Raw genomic sequence first — 24,850 nt, 5'->3', positions numbered from 1 at the left:
TATAATTAAACTAAAAAAAGACCCTCGCATATCTATTGCAAGGGTCTTGGATTTGTAAAATAAATTGTACTTAAAGCCTGTTCTTTTTAATTTCGAACTAACTTCATTGTTTTATCAATTCCATCTAGAGATACACTAAGAAAATACATACCTTTTGAGTAACCAGATAAATCAATTTGTGCAGTATTCTCTGAAGAATTCAATCCACTTCTAGAAGAAATTAATTTTCCAGCTAGATCAGTAACTCTATACGAAACTTTTGTAGCATTTCTCCATTGGATATTGAATATATCACTAGAAGGGTTAGGGAACAAACTAAACGCTGGCCTGTTCTCAAAATCATCTATACTCAGCGTATTACCTTCTATCTGAAGATCATCCACAATTACTCCTTCTTCATTAACTCCTCCATCAGTTACAAAATTAAATCTAAATATGAAGCTCTCTTCGTTAGCAAAAGCTGCAAGATCATAACTATATTCTTTCATAGTAGCGTCTCTTCCTGTCCATTGTGCTCCAGGGCAAGTAAAGCAATTAGAATTATTTGGCAAAGTATTACTATTATACCAATTTGGATCATTTGCTGTTCCTAAAATATTCCAATTTAAACCGCCATCAGTAGAGTATTCTATGTTTACAAAATCCCAATCTAACTCAATATCAAATGCCATATTAAATTTTAAAATTGGGCTCCCGATAGTCGTAAGATCATAACAATTAGATACTAAAAAACTAGTATTAGAATCTGGATAATTACCATCTAAATTAGTTCCATACACATTTTGTCCTGATGTAGCTGTATTAAGATTAGTTCCTGTAGGAATTCCACGTTCCCAAACACCTCCTACAACCAAAACATCATCACCTGAATCTTCAAAATCATTAATATCTATACCAACTGCACTTGCATTAGTAATAAAAGTACCAGATAGTGCATTATTACCCGGATTAGTATCACCAGAAGTTGTAGTTATTATGTTCAAAGTATGCTCCCCAAGGTCTACACTTAATTGAGGTAAATCAATAGATTGTGTTTCACTAGGATTAATATTTCCAGTCCAAGTAGTTGTATTAGAGTTACCATCGACAACATATTCTATATCTAGAGACGTAATTGCATTAACTCCATTATTTCTAACTTCGATAGAAGGAGTTACGTCTCCACAGTTAATTTCGATACCTGGAGCATTTATAGCAAGTAAACGCACATCCTCCTGAGCTAATTGAGTAGGTATTTCTGATTGCCAAACTCCTCTACCATAAGTTGCAGCGGTTATATTAGCATCATTTACATTAATCTCTAAATCTCTAACTGGAACATTTGGCAAGTTATTATCAAAAGCCTCCCAAACTCCTGGAGTAGTATCATCGGTTCTGTATACACCTGTAGATGTACCTACAAACAACGGATCATCAGAATGTGATCCTTGATGCTTTATAACTAGCTTCGGAACATTTGGTAAATCTCCGGTAATATCCGTAAAATCAAGACCCCCATTCACCGATTTATAAACTTTTCCTGAAGTACCAGAAGTGGTAACATATAAAATATTACTATCACTATTATGTATATTAACAGATGTAATCGATCTTCCAAAACTTTCAGCTACTTCAAATGTAATTCCTCTATCTATACTTTTGTACAACACTCCGTTAATAGCAACAAACATATTATCCGAATCAGAAGGATCTATTTCTAATCTATCAACACTACCTCCAAAAAAATCAGGAGAAACTCGTACAAAACTAGAACCGTCAAGCTTGTAAATTGCATTATACCCCGCATATAACTCACTTTCTTTATTCATAACAAGAGGAGTTATCCAATTTCCAGAACTACCAGTTGGTTGGGATACACTTGCAGCCTGACTTACCCCTCCATTATTTGAGATCCAAAGGTTCTGTCCAAACTGCATAAACCCATAATAATTATTATCATTATTAGGATCAATCGCCGCATCCATTCCATCTCCTCCTCCATAAACATTCCATTCACCAGAACTGGTTAATCCAAAACTTCCATTATCTTGTAATCCACCAGCCATTTTCTTGGACTTTCCATTAGACTTAGAAACAGCAATTTTATAAAACTGTCCTATCTGCATTTTTTCTGTCAAATCAGAAAAAGTATTACCTCCGTTATTTGACTTAAAAATACCTCCATCACTTCCGCAAAATAATTCTCCATTAAAAAATCGTAGGAAGTGAATGTCAGCATGAGTATATGAAGCAGTTCTAGATGACCAGTTGTTTACCTGTGTAAAATTATCTCCTCCATTAGTAGATTTCCATACATCTAACTCTCCAGTGTATAACTCTTCCGGATTGGTGTCAGAAACAGCAAGTGCCATGTCATACCAAGCCTGACCTGCCCCAAAAACATTTTGAGTAGTCAATGTTCTTGTAAAAGAACTTCCGCTATCTGTGGATTTATATATCCCTTGAAAAGAACTTCCTGATCCTGCGCTTAAAATATATACGTAATTAGGGTCAGCCACAGTCACATCAATAGCTAATCTAGTTGACGAACTTGGTAAACCGTTTGTTATGATAGAAAAAGAATCTCCATTATCAGTAGATTTATATATCGTATTATCAGAAACTGCATATATAATATTTGAATCTCCTGGTTTCAATTTCATGTCATTTACATCCGCACTTAATGTTCTAGTAAAATTTACACCAGCATCGGTAGATTTATAAAAACCACTACTTGTTCCAACAAAAACTTTGTTTCTATCTAATGGATCTAAATATATTTCACCTATTTTACTTCCATTTGAAATAGTAAAACTTAAACCTGTAGTATTCCAAGTCTGCCCTCCATCTGTAGATTTTAACAATCCTACGCTAACTGTATCATTGGCATCATCATCACCTGTACCGATATAGACTATATTAGTATCTACAGGATCTATCGCAATTGCTGAAACTCCAATTTGCGGAAGCTCGTCTGATAATGGAACCCAGCTTGCACCAGCATCTTCTGATTTCCATATACCTCCTGCAGGAGTACCTGCATAATATTTATTTGGATCTACTGGATCTACAATAATAGTATTTACACGACCTATATTGGCACTAGAAAAAGATCTATCAATAAAATCATCTGGTCCTAAAGCGATCCAATTACTCTGATCCGCCATTTTATTAAAAGAAGCTTTTTTCTGTAACCCTGCATCCCATATTTGCTTTGCGGTCATTAATGTACCATCATCATTTAAACAATCTTTCCAGAAATTCTCCCATCTTTTAAAAGGCTTATATCCTGATCCCTTTTTGGTATGATCCTTATCTTTCCAGTACTCATTAAATGCATCTACAATCTCATGAAATTTTACCGGTTCTTCTATTCCAGCAGATCTTTTTTGTGCAGTTAGCTCTTTCATCCAAGGAGCATTTGAATTAAACTGCGAACTACCTGAAAAACAAACACATAATACGACAATTAAAAGAATATTTTTTTTCATTTTAAAAATTTTGTTGAGTTACTTCTATAGTAAACAACTAAATACAAGGAAACCCTAATTAAATAACCGTTTTTTTTTCAAAAATTCATAAACATATTTTATTTATTTAAATCATCAACTAAAACAGCACGTAAACCAGCTTGTCTTTAATTCAGTCTCAAGAATGAACCAAAAAAAATCCATCAGTAAAGCTGATTCAAACAAAAACTATAAACCATTAAATTTTAAAATCTCAATAAAATAAATATCTTCGAAAAATATATGGAAAAGAAATCTGTTTGTGATGAAAAAAATTTTGAATCAATCTTTGATGATTGTTCAGAATCGTTACGGAATCTTATCTACTATAAATGTGGTGATATTGCTTTGGCAGAAGATATAATTCAGGATGCTTTCATTAAATTGTGGCAGAACTGCAAAAAAGTCATCTATTACAAAGCAAAATCGTACGTATTTACTGTAGCTAACAATACTTTGTTAAATCATATCGCTCATAAAAAAGTAGTGCTTAGATATGAACAAAAACCACATTCAGAACTTAATAATCAGGATCCACAATTCATTATTGAAGAAAAAGAGTTTATGTCTAAACTTAAAAATGCAATAGACGAACTTCCTGAAAAACAAAGAGAAACATTTTTATTATCTAGGATTGACAAGAAATCATATAAAGAAATTGCAGAAATTACAGGGGTATCTGTAAAAGCTATTGAAAAAAGAATACACTACGCATTACTAAGTTTACGGCAAAAGTTAGGTAATATTTTATAATCATATGTAGGGTAATATAGTATAAGGCTGTTATTATTATTAGAAAGCATAAATAAAGAAAGTAAAAAATAACTGATGGAAAATCCATATTCTGATGAAACGTTTTTAGCAAGATGGCTTAATGGGACTCTAGATGCTAAAGAAAAAATAGAATTTGAAAAATCGGAAGATTATCAGAAATACGTGACTATTATAAATAAAATAGATACGCTGGATTCTCCTGAATACGATAAAGAGAACATATTCCAAGCGATTAAAGATGATATCACTAAAAACAAAAAGACAATACCTTTAATTCCGAACTGGAGCTACGGTATCGCGGCTACCCTATTAGTATTAATAGGGTTGTTTTTTTTCTTTGATACGGCTACTACACATACAACTGATTATGGTGAACAAATTACCATAGAACTTCTAGATGGATCTGAAGTAATCCTGAACTCTAAATCAGAATTATCATATAAAGAGTCCAACTGGAAAAATAATAGAACAGTTACCTTGACTGGAGAAGCATTTTTTAAAGTAAAAAAAGGTTCTGATTTTTTAGTAGAAACATCATCCGGAAATGTAAAAGTAATAGGAACACAATTTAACGTAAATACCCAAAAAGATTTTTTTGAAGTTATCTGTCACGAAGGTAAAGTAAAAGCAATAGGATACAATTCTAAAGAAGCTATTCTTGCTAAGGGAAGAGCGTTTAGAGTAGCCAACAATATTGTCGAAAACTGGGAAACTGAAACAACAAAACCAAGTTGGATATCTGGAGAAACTACATTCACCAATACTCCCTTAAAACAAGTAATACTTTCTCTAGAGAATCAGTTTAATATTACTTTTAACAAAGACAAAATTGATCAAAATCAACGTTTTACTGGTAGTTACAATCACGACAATATTGAACTAGCTTTAAAAACAATCTTTGTTCCTATGGAAATTTCATATACTTTTAAGAACGAAAACCACATAGTTCTCGTTAAAGAATAAATGAAGTCATTTTTTTTCTATTTTTTTATATTCATATACTTTAGCTCTTTTTCTCAAAAAGCAGCTGGTTTAGAATATGATGACACTCCTTTAAACAATATTCTTAAAGTTTTAGAAAAAACACATGACATTAAATTTTCTTTCAACCCTGAGATTATTAAAAGTGAAAGAATAAGTATTTCTACTAAAGATTCGCTAAAAAGAACTCTCCAAAAAATACAATCTCAAACTTCTATATTTTTTCAAAAGATCAATAACAGATATTATGTTATTCGACAAAAAAACAAAGAAGGAAGAATTTCGGTCTGTGGATACTTACTTGATAGTACTACCAAAAAACCTTTAGCTGAAGCTTTTGTAAATAACAGGACTCAATCTAAATCAGTGATCTCGGATGCTAACGGTTATTTTCAATTATTCTTATCCGAACCTAATGACACGATTAATATTAGACTTTTAGGATACAAAAAACAGCAATTTATTGCTAAAGATCTTGAAAAGAATGACTGTATTAAAATTTTTCTACCTGAAGATGATTTTCAGTTAGACGAGGTTCTTATTACGGAATATGTGACGTCGGGAATATCACGACAAGGTGCTAGTAGTGCCATAAATATTGACCCAAGCAAGTTAGGCATTCTGCCCCGATTAGTAGAACCAGATGTGCTACAAACCCTGCAATTTTTGCCTGGGGTACAAAGCCCTACTGAGACTGCTTCTTCTTTACATATTAGAGGAGGAACTCCTGATCATAATCTGATTTTGTGGGATGGCATAAAAATGTATAGTACAGGGCATTTTTTTGATCTACTGTCTATTTTCAATCCATACATTACAGAAAATATAAAACTTTTTAGAAGCAGTTCAGAAGCTAAATATGGAAACAGAATTTCGGGAGTTATTGATATAGAATCTAAAAGTGAAATCCCAAAAGATTTTGGTTTTGGTGTTGGCTTTAACATGACCACAGTAGATGCTTATATCGAAGCTCCCATTGATGAAGGTTTTGGAGTAGTTATATCCGCAAGAAGATCATTCACTGATCTTCTTGAAACATCTACTTTTCGAAGTTACTCGGATCGAGCTTTTCAAAGCATTCGTTTCTTTATAGATAATCAAAAGTTAGATCAGGAAACTGTAGAAAATGAGAATGTGTTTTACTTTACAGATCTTACAGTAAAAGGAATTTTTAAAATATCTAACAATGAAAAGTTTACCATAAGTTCTATATTCACAAATAACAATCTGAATTACACATTAAACATCAAAAACATTCTGGGATTTAGTGAACCATTTGATGATAATCAAAAAGACAAATTAGAATATGTAAATCAAGGAATTAATATGAAATGGGAAAAAAGATGGACTCCACATTTCTCTCATTCAACTAATATTTACTTTTCAAACTATGAATTCGACTATAATGGACTGAGAGAATCTAGAGCGAGTAGTGATGGATTCCTATTTTTTGAAAATAATATTGTAGAAAAAAATACAATACGAGATGCAGGTGGATCTATTCACGGAAATTGGTCTATACACCCCATGCATAGTTTTACTTCGGGTTATGATTTTTCTAATAATGATGTAGCCTACACTGCTGATTATTCTGCTAATGACATTTCTTTCGACGAAAGTGATAACAATATGACACACGCCATATTTGGAGAATATAAATTTAATTCTAATGAAAAGCTAAAAATAAGCGCCGGTATACGAGGTAATTATTTCTCTGTCCTTGAAAAAACATATTGGGAACCAAGAATTAATCTGGAAGTCAATTTGTCTAAAAATATCATAGCCAAATTATCAGCAGAAAGAAGAAATCAAGTGATTAGTCAAGTTTCTAATTATCTACCAAATGATTTTAGTCTGGATAATCAAATTTGGTTATTAGCTGATTCAGAATTTGTTTCAATGCTTGCGAGTAATCAGGTTTCTAGTGGTTTCAGTATTAACAAAAATGATTGGTATATTGATATCGAAGGCTACTATAAATCCATAGATGGTCTCACATCCTTTGCAAATGGTTTTAATGGAGTTCTTGCTTTAGAAACAGGAGAAAGTGAAGTTCTTGGTTTAGACGTATTGATCAAAAAAAGAATAAGAGATTATAGAACCTGGATCTCCTATTCCTTAACCGATCAGGATTTTAAATTTGCAAACGTTAATGAAGGAGCATCTTTTCCAGGTAATTTCGACATCAGCCACTATCTATCCTGGATTCATAGCTATCAATGGAATAATTTCGAGTTCTCTTTAGGATGGACAATTAGAACCGGAAGACCTTTTACTCCTGCAGAAAGCATTACTGAAACTGATGAATTTCTTTTTATCGATTATGGAGAAATTAATAGTGAACGATTAGACACTTATCATCGATTAGATTTTTCTGCCTCTTATAAATTAAATTTGTCAAAAAAAGATACATGGCGAAGCAAAATTGGGTTTTCCCTGTTTAATCTATATAATAAAGAAAATATCTTAAATCGAACATACAGTATCAGATTTGATAATAATAATTATTTATTACAAGAAGTAAATACATTCTCTTCCGGTATTACTCCTAATGTATCTTTTAGAATCGATTTTTAATAACCATAAAGCATCAGCATCTATTTAGTTGTGCCTAGTACTTCTATTTTAATTTTTACTTCACTATCAATTAAAAAAAATACGTTATCTACTTTATCAAACTTATTCTTTATTCAGGTTTAGACCTACTCATTATATAATTCTAAAAACATCGTTTATAATTTCATCAGTTTAACCGTTTTCTATAAAAAAACCATCCGTCTTGGACGGATGGTTTATAAAAAGATTCAAAGTTTATTATATTATGATAATATATACTTAGTTTTAGTATAAGAAGTTTAAAGCAGTAATATCAAAACTACTAAATTCTCCATCTTCACTTCCGTCGAAGCAAGAAATCATTATAGAATCAGAATCTAAACCATTCTGACCCCACTGATTAGCAGTTGGAGTTCCTGGAATGTTGATTGCTCCAACACCTCCACTACCTTCGTTTCCTCCACCACATCTTCTACGTGCGTAGTCTGTGTGTCTGAAACCTATAGAGTGTCCTATTTCGTGACCAATTACGTGCTCATTCAGGTTATTACTAGCGTTACTTAATCCGTTTAAAATCTGAACAAATTTAAAAGGAGCTCCACCACTTGGGAAACCAGCAGATCCACCTTGACCAGACTGATTATTATTATACACTACCATATCAGCAGCTTGGAAATTAGTCCCAAAAGTCAATCTAAATGTTAAACTATTATTTAATCTGTTGTAATTGTTAACAGCCCATTGTAATCCAGTTCGCATATTGCTTGAAAGTGCGTTTCCAGAACCAGTAAATCCTAAAATATCAATAGTTCTTCTAGAACCTGTTACAAGGTTAGAGGTTCTATACTGCTTAGTATCTCCATCGTCTTCAATACCTAATTTATAAACATCGTTTTCTAATAAACCTAAGTTTAAAGTAATATCACCAGATTTTACATACTGTGTAGGATTACCATCTAAATGGGTAATTGTTACAATTTCTGCATCTCCAGGATTTACTCCAGCAGCTAACATTTTGTCCTGTAAATCTTTACTAAGTTCTAATGAAACTGGTTGAGCGTCGTTGGCGATTTCGTCTTTTTGGCAAGATGTCATAACACCAGCTGCGATAGCGCAAAGCGCTAAAAATTTGATTTTTTTCATTTTTAAAAAGTTGAGTTTGTGTAGTTACTATTAAACAAAACAGATCTACTACAGTTTCTATTTTGTTGAAATAAATTTAGTAATGCTTTGAACCTTTTTAAAATTTAAGCGGGTTGAAGATATGATAATTTTTTTTAAATATCAGTTAATTATTTAAATTATTCTCTGGTTATATACAAAATACATACATTAAATTCAATAAATCAAGCTTTTACTTAACAAATATATATCCTTAAATTACACAATAAAATCGATTAAATGCATCAAGATTATCATTATACATATCCGTTAGCAAGTAAAGAAACGTAGGATTATCAATGATCTCTACAAATCCAATGCAACTCTTTTTTCACAATATTTTGTAAGTTATTTCTTATAAATCATAAATTTTTAACTAAAAAGTGTTAAGAAAATACTAATGGATGTTTTACCGTAAATTATTTAAATAATAATAATGAAATCCAATAAGACAAAATCGTATTCCTAAAACCATAATTACAAAAAAGAACATAAAAAAACCCAACTTATAAGTTGGGCTTTTATCTATCAATAAATTAATAAGTAGCGTATATTAACATTATGCTAGTACAGGTAGTTTAATGCGGTCACATCGTTTCCATTAAACTCACCATCAGCACTTGTACTGAAACATGCTAACATAATAGAAGTGGAATCATATCCTGTTGGTGTTCCTGGGATATGGATAGATCCATCAGATCCAGCACTTTCTCCAGACTGCCCACAACTTTGGCGGCTAAACCAATCTGTATGACGGAAACCAATAGAATGACCGATCTCATGTGTAATTACGTGTTCATTTACATTATTAGAATATCCTCCTAAACCGTAAATTGCAACCCACTTATTTGGTCTTCCTTGTGAGTCAGGAAATCCTGCTACTCCTCCTTGCTCTCCTGCAGCTTCTTCATTTGGATCATGATAAACTACCATATCCTTAGATTGATAATCCGTACCAAATGTTAATCTAAAACTAACTGACAAATTCAATCTATTATAATTATTAACTGCCCATTGTAGTCCTGTTTGTTCTTTACTATTCAAACCATTACTATCATTTCCTGTATAGCCAATAATATCAATCGTTCTGTTTGAACCTGTCACTAAGTTATTGGTTCTATACTGCTTAGTATTGGCTTCGCCAGTACCTAAAGCAGGAGTATTCATAAGATTTTCTAGAGTAGAAAAGTAGTCACCTGATCTAACTCCTGAAACCTCAGAACCATCTAAAAATGCTCTAGTTTGTATAGTAGCATTATCAGGATTTACTCCAATTGCTTCTAATTGTAGTTTTACTTCTTTAGAAACTTCTTTGTTTACTGTATCGATTTCTGTTGAAACGTCTTCCTTTTGGCAAGATGTAACAAGACCTGCCGCAATAGCACAAAGTGCTAAGAATTTAATTCTTTTCATTGTAAAAATGTGTTGAGTTTGTATAAATTATTTTGGGAAAGTACATTCAAAACCAACGAATTGCGCTAGCTTAAAAATCAATAAGAAAGTTTTGGGGCGTACAATTTTTCCGATCCAAAGATATGATAATTTTTTATTAAAAAAAGTTAATCTGTTGAATTATTCTCTGTAAAATCAAATAATCATTAAATATTCATTAAGATAATGATGTTTTTTCGACAAATGACACAATTCAAAGAAAACCCTCAAGACCTTACTATCATTGTGTTATAACCACAATTCTGTTTTTCGGATAAAAAAAATCGCTCAATAAACAATTTAATTGAACGATTATTCCTACAAATATTATTGTATCTAAACGATTTCTGCACTTAAGCCCGCCTGTAATAACTTAGAACATCTAGGAACTAATTCTTCGTAAACACCTGTTTTTACAGTGCATTTACCTTTATAATGAACTAACATTGCACATTGTTCTGCCTGTACCGGAGTGTGCTCACACGTATAGATCAAAGTTTCAATTACGTGATCAAATGTATTGACATCATCGTTATATAAAACAATCTCATTATTATTTTTCTCTACCGTTTTTTCTAAAACCTCCTCTAAAACTTTTTCTTGAGTGCTCATCACATTAATTTTATACAAATATACTATTTCGAAAAGAAAAATTAATCGTCTATTAAATTATTTTAACTTGTAATTAGCTGCTATCCAATTATTTCGATCAAAACTTTCTTGAAGTTCCAAATTATGAGCAGCACATTCTTTGGTAATCATCTCCAAATCTTCCTTATAGAAACCACTTAGAAAAAGACTTCCACCTGGAGTCAATGTTTCGGCATATACGGTGATGTCGTTTAGCAATATATTTCTATTTATGTTAGCAATAACAACATCATATTGATTACCCACTAACAATGATGAATCGCCTTCATAAGCGATTATTTCTTTACAATTATTGCGTTCCACATTTTCGATAGTATTCAGATAACACCAATTATCAATATCAATAGCATCAATAGGTTTTGCTCCTTTCATTTCCGCTAATATTGCCAAAACTCCTGTTCCGCAACCCATATCCAATACCTTTTTACCTTCTAAGTTGTTCTTTAACAGATGTTGAATCATCATATGAGTCGTTTCGTGATGACCTGTCCCGAAAGACATTTTAGGTTCTATCACAATATCATATGCCACCTCTGGTTTTTCGTGAAATGGGGCTCGTACACTACAAATATTATCCACCGTAATAGCAGTAAAATTTTTCTCCCACTCTTTATTCCAGTTCACTTGTTCTATTTCCTCAGAAGTATATGTTATTTCGAATTCATCTGAATTCAGAATATGAATATCATTCAAAATATTATCATTCCATTCTTCCTTCTGAATAAAGGCTTCTACTCCTTTCTCTGTTTCTACAAAACTCTCAAAACCTGCATAACCTAATTCTGCAATCAAAATTTCTGTAGCTGGTTGTAAAGGCTCTATAGTAAAGTAATAGCCTATATATATAGGAGTTGTCTTCATCATCATTTAAAATTAGGTTGCAAATTTACTATTTTGACTAACAAAAAAAGGTATTCGCACAAACGAATACCTAATTATTTATTCTCTAAATTTTTATTTAGAATGAATTTGCTATAGCTGCAAAACTCTGAGGATCTAAAGCTGCTCCACCTATTAATCCTCCGTCAACATCTGGCTTAGCAAAAATCTCTTTTGCATTGGCTGGTTTTACACTTCCTCCGTATAGTATAGAAACTTCTTCAGCAATTTCTGCATTAAATGCATTGGCAATCGTTTTACGAATAAACGCGTGCATTTCTTGAGCTTGTTCAGGACTCGCAGTTTCTCCTGTTCCTATTGCCCAAACTGGCTCATACGCCAAAATGATATTCTTCCATGAATCTGCATCAAGTTTAAATAAGGCATTTTTTAACTGACTCTCTACCAAATCAAAATGGTTACCAGCCTTACGATCTTCTAATTCTTCTCCGAAACAAAAGATAACCGTCATATCATGTCTTAACGCCGTATTTACTTTTTCCTCTAGCAATGCATCTGTTTCTCCAAAATACGCTCTACGTTCACTATGCCCTAATATAACTGTATCTACTCCAGTGCTTTTTAGCATGTCTGCAGAAATCTCTCCGGTAAATGCTCCATTTTCCGATTGATGCATATTTTGTGCCGCTACCTCGATATCAAACTCTTTTAGCTCTTCAAAAGCATAATATAAATTGGTAAATGTTGGGGCAACAATGATTTTTGCATCTGGTGCTTCCTTGAGTTTTGTCTTTAGCTCTGAAAGTAAAACTCCGGTCTCCGCGAGGTTTTTATTCATTTTCCAGTTTCCTGCTACAATTTTTGCTCTCATTAATTTTAATTTATGTGTGTGGTTACTATTTGGTTACAATTTTAAAACACGATAATTACACCCGGATTCTTGGGTCTAACCATCTATAAATAACGTCTACAAATATATTGATTAGAATGAACACTGAAGAGATTACAATTACCGCTCCCATAATAATAGGAAGATCCGATGTATTCAATGCATCCACTATCTCCTTACCCAGTCCATTCCATCCGAAAATATACTCTACGAATACTGCTCCTGCTAACATGGATGCGAACCATCCTGAAATTGCTGTTATAACTGGATTTAAGGCATTTTTTAACGCATGCTTTCTAATAACTTGGAGTAAAGACAAGCCTTTCGCTTTAGCAGTTCTTATATAATCCTGGCTCATTACTTCTAACAAAGAGTTTCGCATTAATTGAGTAACTACCGCTAATGGTCGTACTCCTAAAACTATTGCAGGTAGTATTAAATTTTTCCACTGGATATAAGTACCTTCTCCAAAATCATCCACTTCATACAGGCTTCCGGTCATATTAAGGTTGGTATATTCATGTAATACATACCCGAATAGCCAAGCAAAAATAATAGCACTAAAAAAAGAAGGAACACTCATTCCTATAGTACTCACGAATTGAATTAATCGATCCGGCCATCGATCTTTAGTCAATGCACTAACAACTCCCATAGAAATGCCCAAAAATATAGCTATCAAAATTGCAGATACTGCCAATACAGCTGTATTAGGCAATGTTTCTTTAATCACCTGACTTACTTTTTTTCCGTTTTTCTGAAAAGATTCCCTAAGATAAGGGTACTTAAAGACCGTTCTTATAGTACCTATAGTAAATAAGGAAACCCCAGAATATTTTTTAGAATTGAAATATGAAAAGTCCTCCTCCTTGGTACTATGAAATGAAATAGGTGAAAGATCATTTAAATAATAACGATATTGAGTACTAATAGGAAGATCGAAACCATATTTTTTATTTATGATATCTAACTGTTCTTTATTTTCGTTCTGCCCCATCATCATTTGTGCTGGATCACCCGGAAGAATAGTAAACAATAAAAAAATCACAGTAATTACTCCTAGTAAAGTAAGTAACGCATACCCAAATTTATAGAAGTATTTTATCATAGTTAATTAGACTTTTCTGAATCTACAGACAAAGTATCAACCGATAAGGTGTCTATTTCTACTTCTACTGTTTCCTTAATAATTGGCTTTGATCGTTCTACCTTGTCTAAAATTAATTTATCAGCATCATTCCAGTGCAGTTTTTCTGTGATGATCCCTTTATTCAATTTTACGATTCCTGGATTAGATCGTAAAATAGTTTTAAGCGCAGTCTCATCAGTGCTATAAAAATCAAAACTTAAATCATACTGTGCTTTTTTCTGAGAAACTTCCTGAGGAGAGGATGCTGTAAGTCCTATTACATCATAGCCTTGAGATAAAGCTTTATCAGTAAGCCCTTTTATCGCATTCATCCCTTCCCCTTCACTTTTAGAAAGGTTATACATAACAATAAGGACCACATTTTCTCTTTCTAGAAACTCCGCGGTATAATCCTGACCATCTTTTTCTATTGCGAAATCGTGGATAGGTGGAATATATCCTTCATTAATCATTTTAGTTTCCACTTCAATATATTTTCCTTTGACTTGTGGGTATTCACCACTAGTTTTTATGATTTCTTCTTTACCATCTATATCGAACTTCCAAAAATATTCAAACTCTGCTTCTGGAGCTCCTTCGGGAACTGACATTCCTTCTTGTATGTTTGTTCCTATTTTATAGGCTCTGAAATCAAAAGTTGGCAAATGCATCAGTACGTGGTATGCAAATCCTAAACAAGCAGTAAAACACGCAAAAACAATCCATTTATGAAAAGACACCTGTAAGATTGGTGTTATATATTTTCTTCCGAAGAACAAAATCAAAATAAACACAAGTAGAATAACGTCTTTTGTAAAAGACTCCCAAGGAGTCAGCGGTAAAGCATCCCCAAAGCAACCACAATCTGTCACCTTATTAAAATAAGCTGAATAAAAGGTTAGAAATGTAAAAAAGACGATCATACCCAGTAAAGACCATACTGTAAATTTTGGTAGATATCCTAACAATAATGTCACTCCTACTATGATCTCAAAAACACATAAGAACACTGCCAATAATAATGCGAATGGAATCAAAAACTCCATATTTAGCACGCCTTCACTAAAGTATTCTTGTAGCTTATACGAAAATCCCAAAGGGTCATTAAGCTTAATAAATCCTGAGAATAAAAAAAGAGCAGCTACAAATATTCTGGAAAAACCAACAAGTATCTTCATATGTTTATAAGATTATTTTAGATGTCATACGTAACTCGCCAAACCATAAGTTCGATATGAATCAAAAGTCTTAGCATGGCTCGTTTCATCTTTAAAATGGTAATTATAATTTATTTCGAACAAGATAATAGCTTTATATCTTGTTGCTTTTAGTTTAACAGTATTTTATAAAATCACAAATCAATTAGCTTCACCTAAATGAATCATTGCAAAAACAGCATAGTTAATCATATCTTGATAATTAGCATCTATACCTTCACTTACCAGTGTTTTACCTTTATTATCTTCAATTTGTTTAACACGTAGTAATTTCTGAATAATTAAATCTGTGAGAGAACTAACTCTCATATCTCGCCAAGCTTCACCATAATCATGATTTTTATTCATCATCAATGTTTTTGTGATTTCTATATGCTTATCATACAAATCCGTAGCTTCTTCTGTAGACAAATCGGGCTGTTCTGCAATTCCCTCCTCTAGCTGAATTAGGGCCATCAAACTATAATTTATGATACCGATAAACTCAGAAACCTCACCTTCATCCACCTTTCGAACCTCATTTTCTTGTAGCCCTCTAATGCGTTGTGCTTTTATAAAAATCTGATCTGTGAGTGATGGTAATCTAAGGATTCTCCAAGCACTCCCATAATCTTTCATTTTCTTAATAAACAGATCACGACATTTCGTGATTACCGCGTCATATTGTGTTGACGTATCTTGCATATAACTGTTGAATTTTGCGTAAATTTCGCTTTAATATGGCAATTATACCAAATAAACATTAAAAATATAGTATAAACTCTTATATGACCATTAATTGCAAAGGTTCCCTGATAGATCTCTCCTCTCCAAAAGTAATGGGGATTTTAAACCTAACACCAGATTCATTCTATGATGGAGGAAAATATAAAGACGAATTACAAATTTTACATCAAGTAGAAAAAATGCTTCTGGAAGGAGCTACTTTCATAGATATTGGTGCATATTCTTCCAGACCTGGTGCGGATCATATTTCTATTGAAGAAGAAGAGAAAAGAATTTTACCAGTAGTAACGTTAATTCTCTCCAAGTTTCCAGATACTATCCTATCGATAGACACATTTAGAAGTGAAATTGCAAAACAATGTATTGATATAGGAGCAGCAATAATTAATGATATTTCTGCAGGAAATCTGGACAAAAACATGATTGAGACTGTTGGACAGCTTAAAGTACCATATATTATGATGCATATGAAAGGTACTCCGCAAACTATGAAATCGTTAAATCAATATGAGGATTTAGTAAAAGATATTCAGTTTTATTTTTCTCAAAAAGTAATCGAAGCAAGAAAAAAAGGTATTAATGATATTATTATTGATCCTGGTTTTGGTTTTGCAAAAAATATAGATCAGAACTTTGAACTTCTTAGAAAGCTGGACTTATTAAAGTTTCAAGGGTTACCAATTTTAGCAGGAATATCCAGAAAATCTATGATTTATAAATCTTTAAACATTAACCCATCAGAATCATTAAACGGAACGACTTCATTAAACACTATAGCATTGCTTAACGGGGCTTCGATTTTAAGAGTACACGACGTAAAAGAAGCAATAGAATGTATTGCTCTTACTAATAAGTATCACAAACAATCTTAACGAACTAATATGAATGCTCTGTCTAAGGTGGATTTTCTAATCAGAGTTTCACTAATTTTCCTATTTTTACAAAAACTCCCAACATTTGGATTTAATCAACCTTAGAATATTAGATATCCTAGATATCGTACTCGTAGCGCTCCTACTTTACTATATCTACAAGTTGGTTAAAGGAACCGCAGCCATCAATATTTTTATCGGTATTGTGATGATCTACCTAGTTTGGAAACTCACACAGTTTCTAGCTATGGAAATGCTTAGTAGTGTACTAGGCGAGTTTATTGGTGTGGGAATGTTTGCATTAATCGTTGTTTTCCAACAGGAAATTCGAAAGTTTCTATTAATGATTGGCTCCACAAATTTCGGAAGAAGAAGGAAATTTCTTCGCCAACTAAAATTCATCCGGGACACTCCAGAAGATAGTCTTACCGATGTAACCGCAATTGTTAAGGCCTGTCAAAAAATGGGAACTACTTTTACAGGAGCTTTGATCGTAATTAAAAGAAGTACTTCTCTAGATTTTGTAAAAACCTCTGGTGACGAATTGGATATTTTGGTAAAAACTCCAATTATAGAAAGTATTTTTTATAAAAACAGTCCATTACACGATGGTGCTATGATTGTAGAAGATAATAGGATTGTGGCTACTCGTGTTATTCTACCAGTAACTAATGATAGAGATATTCCTTTACGTTTCGGATTAAGACACCGTGCCGCTATAGGTATAACAGAAAAAACAGACGCACTAGCCCTTATAGTTAGTGAAGAAACTGGTCAAATGTCTTACATCAAAAATGGTGAGTTTGTAATTTTTAAAACACCCGAAGAGTTAATAGAAAAAATAAAGAGAGATCTTCAATAATGAGTAACAATCTTACTAACATAAATCACTGTAAAAACTGTGGTTTCCAAATTGACAACTACTCTTTTTGTCCAGCTTGCGGAGCTAAAAAGATAACTAAACGAATTACTTTTAAAAACCTAACTCAGGAATTTAGTGATCGTTTTCTAAATCTTGACAATTCATTCATAAGAACTTTTATCCAATTATTTACTAAACCAAAGTATGTGATTGATGGTTACATTCACGGCGTCAGAAAAAGGTATATAAATGTTTTTAGTTACTTCGCCATCTCTCTTACTATTGCTAGTTTGTATACTTTCGTCTTAGGAAAATACAAAGACACAATTTTCTCAAATGTTTTTACTGATGCTAGTCAAATTGAAGTTTCCAAAGTAGCTTCGGATTTATCTTTTGATTATCAATCTCTGATCTCATTTTTAACGATTCCATTTTTAGCCTTCATATCAAGAATTGTATTCTTTAATTATAAAAAATATAATCTAACGGAACATTTCGTTATCCATTTATATGCCTATTCGCATATTACAATGGTTATAAGTTTTATCACTTTACCACTACTTCTAGGCTTAAAAAATATATTCTTAATTCTCTGGATTCAATTTCCTGTTTCCATAATATACATCGCATATGTTCTTAAAAGTCTTTATAATCTTAGTCTGAAAAAAATAGTAATCAAAACCTTATTATTTTCACTAATTATGGCCGTCTTATTTATAATTTTTTCAATAATTAGTGGCATTATTATGATAAAAATGGGTTTAATACCTACTAGAGAACCTGCTACCATATAAACTCTAATTTGGGTTGAAAAATATTTTTAAAATCAAAAAAGGAGATTAATACCAAAATAAAATGGCTAAGACTATTATGATTAACAATTGCAAAAATTGTGGAAATAATATAGAAGACGTTAATTTTTGTTCTAATTGCGGAGCCAAAAAAATCACAAAACGTATTACTTTTAAAAACCTAATCACGGAAATAAGTGAGGTATATCTTAATGTCGATAGCACATTTATTAATACAATAAAAGACTTAACCATAAAACCTCATATCGTAATAGATGGTTATATTAATGGAGTAAGAAAGAAATATCTAAATGTAGCTTCATACTTCGTATTATCAGTTACATTAGCAGCCATACTTTCATTCGTAAAAGAAAGAGGATTTGACATACCATTAGATTCAGGAAAATTCGATGAGTCACCTAAAATAGTTCAACTTTTTATTGATGTAACAGAGAAATTCCCTACGTTAGGGTATTTTATTTTAATTCCATTCTATGCGATCATATCACGCTTCATATTTAGGAAGTATAAAAAATATAATTTCACAGAACATGTTGTTATCAACTCCTACCTCACATCTCACCTTACCATATTAACTTTTATCCCTTACATCATAACTTTTATTTTCGGAGATTATATAGAAGAAAGTAGTTTTATCTTTCTATTAATTCAGTTCATATATGCTACTTTTTTATTCAAAAATTTATACAAGATCAGTTACAAAAAAGTAATAGTTAAAGGATTAATTGGGTGGTTCCTCATTGTGTTAATAACGATAGGCGTATTAATACTTGCGGCTCTAGCGTCCAAATTTCTAAAAGAATATGGATTGATAAGCTAAACCTCTCTCACTTCTGCAAACTGAACATCATAAAGATTCTTATAATATCCATTTTCTAATTCTAGCAGTTCATTATGATTACCTTCTTCTACTATTTTACCGTTATCCATAACGATAATCTTATCAGCATTTTTAATAGTAGCCAATCTATGAGCGATTACTATAGAAGTCCTACCTTCAGTTATTTTATCCGTAGCATCCTGGATGAGTTGCTCGCTATGTGAGTCAATAGAAGAAGTTGCTTCATCTAAAACTAATATCTCAGGATTTGTAACATATGCTCTCAAAAAAGATATTAATTGTCTCTGACCAGAAGAAAGCATTACACCTCTTTCTTTTACATTATAATGATACCCATTAGGAAGACTCATTATAAAATCATGAATTCCAATCTCCTTAGCAGCTTTCTGAACTTGTTCTTCTGTAATATCAGGATTATTAAGCGTTATATTGTTCAGGATCGTATCAGCAAAGAGAAATACATCTTGCAATACTACGGCGATATGACTTCTCAAAGATTTTAGATCAATAGTATTAATTGGTTTTTTGTCAATTGAGATTGTTCCACTATCTATTTCATAAAATCTACTTAACAAATTAATAATAGTAGACTTACCAGCTCCAGTAGCTCCAACTATAGCAACGGTCTCTCCAGATTTTACAGATAGGGTTATTCCTTTCAACACTTCTTCTCCTTCTAAATAACTGAATCTTACGTTATCAAAATCGATATCCCCGTTAATCGATGGCAATTCTAATTGGCCAAAGTCATTAATTTTTGATTCGGTGTCCAAAATTGCAAATACTCTATTGGCAGCTACCATACCCATCTGCAGTGTATTAAATTTATCAGCAATCTGACGTAATGGTCTAAATAGCATTTGGGATAACTCGATAAACGCAATGACTACTCCCAATGTGATTACATCACCTTGTGCAGCTCTCAATCCACCGTACCAGACAATCAATCCAATAGTTATAGAGCTAGACATTTCTGCAATAGGAAAGAATATAGAGTTATACCAAACTGTTTTTATCCATCCCTTTTTATGCTTATCGTTAATTTCTTTAAAATTAGCATACTCTATTTCTTCTCTGGTAAATAGCTGCACTATTTTCATTCCAGTAATTCGTTCCTGAACAAAAGAATTCAAATTTGAAACCTGGGTCCTCACTTCCTCAAAAGCAGTTTTCATTTTTCTTTGAAAAACCCTAGTAGCAAAAACTATAAAAGGTAGTACTGCTAGAACTATTAAAGTAAGTTGCCAGCTATAATAGATCATAAAACCAAGAATAACCATCATCTTTAGAAGATCACTAATGATCATAAAAAGACCTTGACTAAAAATACTGGCAATAGTTTCGATATCACTCACCGCTCTTGTAACCAAACGACCAACCGCAGACTTATCATAATACTGCTTTTTAAAACCTAGCATATGATCAAAAAGTTTTACTCTTAAATCTCTAATCACTTCTTGCCCTAACCAATTGGCAAAATAAATAAATAGGAATTGGAATATCACTTCTAATAATAACACCCCTAACATCAAACTGATATAAAACAGTATCAGCTCTTCATCTTTTGGGATAAAACTTTTATCAATGGCTTTTTGTAATAAAAGAGGCCTAAGTATTGCAAATACAGATAATAATATTGCAGATAAAGCCACAAAATAAAATGTAATACGATATGGATTGGTAAAACCAATCAATCTCTTAAACAATTTAAAGTCAAATGCTTTACCGTTTTTTTCTGCCATTATTATATAAGGTATATAGTTTTTGGGTATTGTACTTCTGTTAAATATAAACCATGTGCTGGCACAGAATAACCAGCTTCACTTCGATTTTCGCTTTTTATAATACTCTTTAAATCATTCAGATCAAGTTTATGTTCTCCAATTTCAATTATGGTACCAACAATAGCTCTAACCATATTTCTAAGAAAGCGATTTGCCGAAATCTTAAAAATCAATACGTCACCAGTCTTCTCCCAGACAGCATCGGTTATGTTACAATTATACGTTTTTACATCGGTTTTAGACTTACTAAAACATTTAAAATTAGTGTAGTTTAACAGTAATTTAGCAGCTTCATTCATCAAGTCTACGTCTAATTCTTTCTTAAGATAATACGCACTATTTATTCTAAAAGGATCTTTAGACACTGATACAATGTACTCGTAAGACCTACTAACTGCATCGAATCTAGCATGCGCATCTTCTCTTACTAAACTCACTTTTTGTATTGCAATTTCCTTTGGAAGAAGTGAATTCAGCTTGTACTTGAACTGAACAACATCCAATTCTGTTTCACTATCAAAATGCGCCATTATCTGTCGTGCATGAACTCCTGTATCTGTTCTACCTGCACCCACTACATCAATTTTACATCTCAATAATAATGATAAAGCATCTTCTAAAACCTCCTGTACAGAAATTGCATTAGGCTGGCGCTGCCATCCATGATAAGGTGTACCATTATATGAAAGTTCTAAAAAATATCTCAAAGCTTTATGCTATTTTTGTTCAAAATCTGATGGCAAATATACTTCATATAATAGAGATGAATTGTAAAGTACCGTTTCAGTTTATTTATAACATTATAAATCATTCCTATTACCGATTTGAAAAAAATACTTTTACTTAGCGACACACATAGTTATATCGACGAACGTATTTTACATTATGTAAAAGAATCAGATGAAGTATGGCACGCAGGAGATATTGGAGATCTAAAAGTCACCGATGCTATTGAAGCTCTTAAACCGCTTCGCGCCGTTTATGGAAATATAGATGACGATAAAGCGAGAGCTACCTTTCCTTTAAACCAGAGATTCTCATGCGAAGATGTTTCTGTTTGGATCACGCATATAGGAGGATATCCACCAAAATATAATATAAACACTAGAGAAGAGATCAAAACCAATCCACCTAAACTATTTATTTGCGGTCATTCTCACATTCTTAAAGTAATTCCTGATAAAATTAACAATGTATTACACATGAACCCTGGTGCTGCGGGAAAACACGGATTTCATAAAGTAAGAACCATGTTAAGGTTTACATTAGATCAAGGTAAAATCGAAAATCTAGAAGTTATTGAATTAGGTAAAAAATAAGACCCGAAGTTGGCATACTTCGGGTCTTAACGCACTAATACTACTAAGATTTTAGGTTTATCGTAATCGATCAACAGATTTTACAAGATTCTCATCCTTTCTGATAGCCTTGTTGGCTACTACTAATAAAACGATAGAAATAACAGGAATTAACATCCCAATACCTTTCTCCGAAACCAAAGTTTCTCCAGATAAAGTTAGTGACCAATAAACAAATACTCCTAGTAAAATAAAGTTTAATAAGATATTGATACGCCCCAATACAAATTGAAGCTGTCTATTTTTAAATAAAAAAATACTTACCAAAGCTAACACAGCAACTCCAGTAAACATTCCTAAAACCAAAAAATTATTCTGAGACAATAAAGCTTCTCCATCTTGATTTAGTCCATACGGTAATATCGTGGATATCCCACCAGATATTACTACTACTAAAAACAAATAAACAGATTGGATTCTTTGTATCATTGCCCCTTACTTCTTTTGGAAATGCAAAAATAAGAGTTTCTTTTTATAAATATGTGTAAAAAATCAAAAATAAAGTCGTATACTTGCAACACAATTTATGTAACCCATTCTATTTAGGTTACTTACCTTCAAAATAAAATTTTCCTAGAATTCTTCTTTAGAAAATTTAATACCAGAACCTTAAATTATATAACAAATTTAAATGTTAGAGATTTCTGAATTAAAAGCGAAAAAGCTTCCTGAGCTACAGGAAATTGCGAAAAATTTAAAAGTACCTAAATTTCGCACCATGAAAAAATTAGATTTGGTATACCAAATCTTGGACTATCAAGCTGCAAATCCCAGCAAAGTAAAAGAAGTTATTACTGAAGAATCTTCCGGTAAAACTGAAAACGAAAAGCCAAAACAAGCTCCTCGTCAGAGAAGACCTCGTAAGGCACCGAATACTCAGAACCCTTCTAGTAAAAACCAAAATCCTCCTAACAAAAAGGAAACTAATGTCGTTGTAGAAAAGAGCCCAGCTCCAAAAACGGAACATAAAGAACCCAAAACACCCAAACCTACAGAAGTTCCGGAAAACAAAAAACCTCAACAAAAAAGAGAAGACAAAAAGGACGACAGAAAGGACGACAGGAAAGATAATCGCAACAGGAATAACGATAAATCTCAAAATAAAAACCGAAATACCAATAAAAAGGAGAATAACGGAAACAGAGATAGCGGTAATAGAGATAACCGAAATCGCTATAAAGAACCAGATTACGAATTTGATGCAATTATCCAAAGTGAAGGAGTACTAGATATTATGCAAGATGGATATGGTTTTTTAAGATCCAGTGATTACAACTATCTTTCTTCTCCAGATGATATATATGTATCTCAATCACAAATAAGACTTTTTGGACTTAAGACAGGAGATACAGTTCTTGGACAAGTAAGACCTCCTAAAGAAGGGGAAAAATACTTCCCACTGATTAAGGTAAATAAGATTAATGGTCTTGACCCACAAGTAGTAAGAGATAGAGTATCTTTTGAACATCTTACACCGCTTTTCCCACAGGAAAAATTCAAATTAGCAGAAAGACAAAGCACTATTTCCACAAGGATAATGGACCTGTTTTCTCCTATTGGAAAAGGGCAACGTGGAATGATTGTATCTCAACCAAAAACAGGTAAAACAATGTTATTAAAGGATGTAGCAAATGCAATTGCCGCAAATCATCCTGAAGTATACCAAATGATATTACTAATCGATGAACGTCCTGAAGAAGTAACGGATATGCAACGTAATGTGCGTGGGGAAGTTATCGCTTCTACATTTGACAAAGAAGCACACGAGCACGTTAAAATTGCAAACATCGTATTAGAAAAAGCAAAACGCTTAGTAGAGTGTGGTCATGATGTAGTAATACTTTTAGACTCTATTACTCGTTTAGCAAGAGCATACAATACTGTACAACCTGCCTCTGGTAAAATCCTTAGTGGTGGTGTTGATGCCAATGCCCTGCACAAACCAAAACGTTTCTTTGGAGCAGCGCGTAATATAGAAAACGGAGGATCACTTACCATTATAGCCACAGCTTTAACGGAAACGGGTTCTAAAATGGACGAGGTTATTTTTGAAGAATTTAAAGGAACTGGTAATATGGAATTACAGTTAGATCGTAAAATATCTAATCGTAGAATTTTCCCTGCTATTGACCTTACATCTTCAAGCACACGTCGTGACGACATTCTTTTAGATGAAAACACCATTCAAAGAATGTGGGTAATGCGTAAATACCTTGCAGATATGAATCCTGTGGAAGCAATGGAATTTATAAATGAAAGATTTAAACAAACTCGTAATAATGACGAATTCCTTATTTCCATGAATGGATAAATTTTAAATCACACAATATATAGGTAACGGCTGTCAAAAAATTTGGCAGCCGTTTTTATTTAAAACTTCTTTAAGATTCAAGCTCCTTTTATCTAGTTAATTTTACATTTTAAAATTATAAGTAGAAAGGTTTATAAACAAATCCAGACTAAGAGTTACTAAAAAGA

Annotated in this window: 21 protein-coding genes; 9 read left to right on the top strand and 12 right to left on the bottom strand. The window is 32.4% G+C overall.

Annotated features, from left to right (window positions below; translation table 11 throughout):
* Nucleotides 1-86: 86 nt before the first annotated feature.
* A complete protein-coding gene (locus D1818_RS25855) occupies nucleotides 87-3,470 on the bottom strand; it encodes a T9SS type A sorting domain-containing protein (protein WP_118461192.1) in 3,384 nt (1,127 codons plus the stop codon).
* Nucleotides 3,471-3,731: 261 nt separating this feature from the next.
* Between D1818_RS25855 and D1818_RS20215 the strand changes: the two genes are divergently transcribed.
* The 3 genes from D1818_RS20215 to D1818_RS20205 all read left to right on the top strand — a co-directional run bounded on the left by D1818_RS20215 (nucleotide 3,732) and on the right by D1818_RS20205 (nucleotide 7,820).
* Nucleotides 3,732-4,241, top strand: a complete 510-nt coding sequence (locus D1818_RS20215) for an RNA polymerase sigma factor (RefSeq protein ID WP_118461189.1) — start codon at nucleotides 3,732-3,734, stop codon at nucleotides 4,239-4,241.
* A 75-nt stretch (nucleotides 4,242-4,316) separates the two neighbouring features.
* The gene (locus D1818_RS20210; RefSeq protein WP_118461186.1) at nucleotides 4,317-5,225 is read left to right on the top strand and encodes a FecR family protein; all 909 of its coding nucleotides are present in this window, start codon (nucleotides 4,317-4,319) and stop codon (nucleotides 5,223-5,225) included.
* Complete coding sequence (locus D1818_RS20205) at nucleotides 5,226-7,820, top strand: TonB-dependent receptor domain-containing protein (protein ID WP_118461184.1); 2,595 nt, start codon at nucleotides 5,226-5,228, stop codon at nucleotides 7,818-7,820.
* Between the two features lie 264 nt (nucleotides 7,821-8,084).
* Here the strand turns inward: D1818_RS20205 and D1818_RS20200 are convergent, their stop codons facing one another.
* The 8 genes from D1818_RS20200 to D1818_RS20165 all read right to left on the bottom strand — a co-directional run bounded on the left by D1818_RS20200 (nucleotide 8,085) and on the right by D1818_RS20165 (nucleotide 15,801).
* Nucleotides 8,085-8,942: a M57 family metalloprotease gene (locus D1818_RS20200; protein ID WP_118461182.1), complete on the bottom strand. Its 858-nt coding sequence runs from the start codon at nucleotides 8,940-8,942 to the stop codon at nucleotides 8,085-8,087.
* A 582-nt stretch (nucleotides 8,943-9,524) separates the two neighbouring features.
* Nucleotides 9,525-10,373 carry a M57 family metalloprotease gene (locus D1818_RS20195; protein WP_118461180.1) on the bottom strand — a complete coding sequence of 283 codons (849 nt, stop codon included), beginning with the start codon at nucleotides 10,371-10,373 and terminating at the stop codon, nucleotides 9,525-9,527.
* Between the two features lie 354 nt (nucleotides 10,374-10,727).
* Complete coding sequence (locus tag D1818_RS20190) at nucleotides 10,728-11,003, bottom strand: ATP-dependent Clp protease adaptor ClpS (RefSeq protein ID WP_118461178.1); 276 nt, start codon at nucleotides 11,001-11,003, stop codon at nucleotides 10,728-10,730.
* A gap of 57 nt (nucleotides 11,004-11,060) precedes the next feature.
* Nucleotides 11,061-11,906: a 50S ribosomal protein L11 methyltransferase gene (gene prmA / locus D1818_RS20185; protein WP_118463966.1), complete on the bottom strand. Its 846-nt coding sequence runs from the start codon at nucleotides 11,904-11,906 to the stop codon at nucleotides 11,061-11,063.
* Between the two features lie 94 nt (nucleotides 11,907-12,000).
* A complete protein-coding gene (tpiA, locus tag D1818_RS20180) occupies nucleotides 12,001-12,753 on the bottom strand; it encodes a triose-phosphate isomerase (protein WP_118461176.1) in 753 nt (250 codons plus the stop codon).
* A 55-nt stretch (nucleotides 12,754-12,808) separates the two neighbouring features.
* Complete coding sequence (locus tag D1818_RS20175) at nucleotides 12,809-13,879, bottom strand: ABC transporter permease (RefSeq protein WP_118461174.1); 1,071 nt, start codon at nucleotides 13,877-13,879, stop codon at nucleotides 12,809-12,811.
* Between the two features lie 2 nt (nucleotides 13,880-13,881).
* Nucleotides 13,882-15,078, bottom strand: coding sequence for a BT_3928 family protein (locus D1818_RS20170; RefSeq protein WP_118461171.1), 1,197 nt, complete (start codon nucleotides 15,076-15,078; stop codon nucleotides 13,882-13,884).
* Between the two features lie 180 nt (nucleotides 15,079-15,258).
* A complete protein-coding gene (locus tag D1818_RS20165; protein ID WP_118461169.1) occupies nucleotides 15,259-15,801 on the bottom strand; it encodes a DUF1599 domain-containing protein in 543 nt (180 codons plus the stop codon).
* 83 nt (nucleotides 15,802-15,884) lie between these two features.
* Here D1818_RS20165 and folP point away from each other — a divergent pair, with 83 nt between their 5' ends.
* From folP to D1818_RS20145, 4 genes are all read left to right on the top strand, one after another.
* A complete protein-coding gene (folP, locus tag D1818_RS20160; protein WP_118461166.1) occupies nucleotides 15,885-16,715 on the top strand; it encodes a dihydropteroate synthase in 831 nt (276 codons plus the stop codon).
* 85 nt (nucleotides 16,716-16,800) lie between these two features.
* Nucleotides 16,801-17,577, top strand: a complete 777-nt coding sequence (locus D1818_RS20155; RefSeq protein ID WP_118461164.1) for a diadenylate cyclase — start codon at nucleotides 16,801-16,803, stop codon at nucleotides 17,575-17,577.
* Nucleotides 17,577-18,371 carry a DUF3667 domain-containing protein gene (locus D1818_RS20150; RefSeq protein ID WP_118461162.1) on the top strand — a complete coding sequence of 265 codons (795 nt, stop codon included), beginning with the start codon at nucleotides 17,577-17,579 and terminating at the stop codon, nucleotides 18,369-18,371. The genes D1818_RS20155 and D1818_RS20150 overlap by 1 nt, the downstream gene beginning before the upstream one ends.
* 61 nt (nucleotides 18,372-18,432) lie before the next feature.
* Nucleotides 18,433-19,209 (top strand): DUF3667 domain-containing protein, encoded by a 777-nt coding sequence (locus tag D1818_RS20145; protein WP_118461160.1) that lies wholly within the window; start codon nucleotides 18,433-18,435, stop codon nucleotides 19,207-19,209.
* On the opposite strand, the gene D1818_RS20140 is transcribed toward D1818_RS20145, so the two are convergent.
* Nucleotides 19,206-20,972: an ABC transporter ATP-binding protein gene (locus D1818_RS20140; RefSeq protein ID WP_118461157.1), complete on the bottom strand. Its 1,767-nt coding sequence runs from the start codon at nucleotides 20,970-20,972 to the stop codon at nucleotides 19,206-19,208. The genes D1818_RS20145 and D1818_RS20140 overlap by 4 nt on opposite strands.
* A gap of 2 nt (nucleotides 20,973-20,974) precedes the next feature.
* Complete coding sequence (truA, locus tag D1818_RS20135) at nucleotides 20,975-21,721, bottom strand: tRNA pseudouridine(38-40) synthase TruA (RefSeq protein ID WP_118461155.1); 747 nt, start codon at nucleotides 21,719-21,721, stop codon at nucleotides 20,975-20,977.
* A gap of 117 nt (nucleotides 21,722-21,838) precedes the next feature.
* Here truA and D1818_RS20130 point away from each other — a divergent pair, with 117 nt between their 5' ends.
* Complete coding sequence (locus tag D1818_RS20130) at nucleotides 21,839-22,333, top strand: metallophosphoesterase (RefSeq protein ID WP_118461152.1); 495 nt, start codon at nucleotides 21,839-21,841, stop codon at nucleotides 22,331-22,333.
* A gap of 57 nt (nucleotides 22,334-22,390) precedes the next feature.
* On the opposite strand, the gene D1818_RS20125 is transcribed toward D1818_RS20130, so the two are convergent.
* A complete protein-coding gene (locus D1818_RS20125) occupies nucleotides 22,391-22,801 on the bottom strand; it encodes a DUF4293 domain-containing protein (RefSeq protein WP_118461150.1) in 411 nt (136 codons plus the stop codon).
* A gap of 202 nt (nucleotides 22,802-23,003) precedes the next feature.
* Between D1818_RS20125 and rho the strand changes: the two genes are divergently transcribed.
* Nucleotides 23,004-24,683, top strand: a complete 1,680-nt coding sequence (gene rho, locus D1818_RS20120) for a transcription termination factor Rho (protein ID WP_118461148.1) — start codon at nucleotides 23,004-23,006, stop codon at nucleotides 24,681-24,683.
* The last annotated feature ends 167 nt before the right edge of the window (nucleotides 24,684-24,850 follow it).

Origin of the sequence: Aquimarina sp. BL5 (genome assembly GCF_003443675.1) — a bacterium.
GTDB lineage: Bacteria > Bacteroidota > Bacteroidia > Flavobacteriales > Flavobacteriaceae > Aquimarina.
This window is presented reverse-complemented; position numbering and strand designations above follow the sequence as displayed.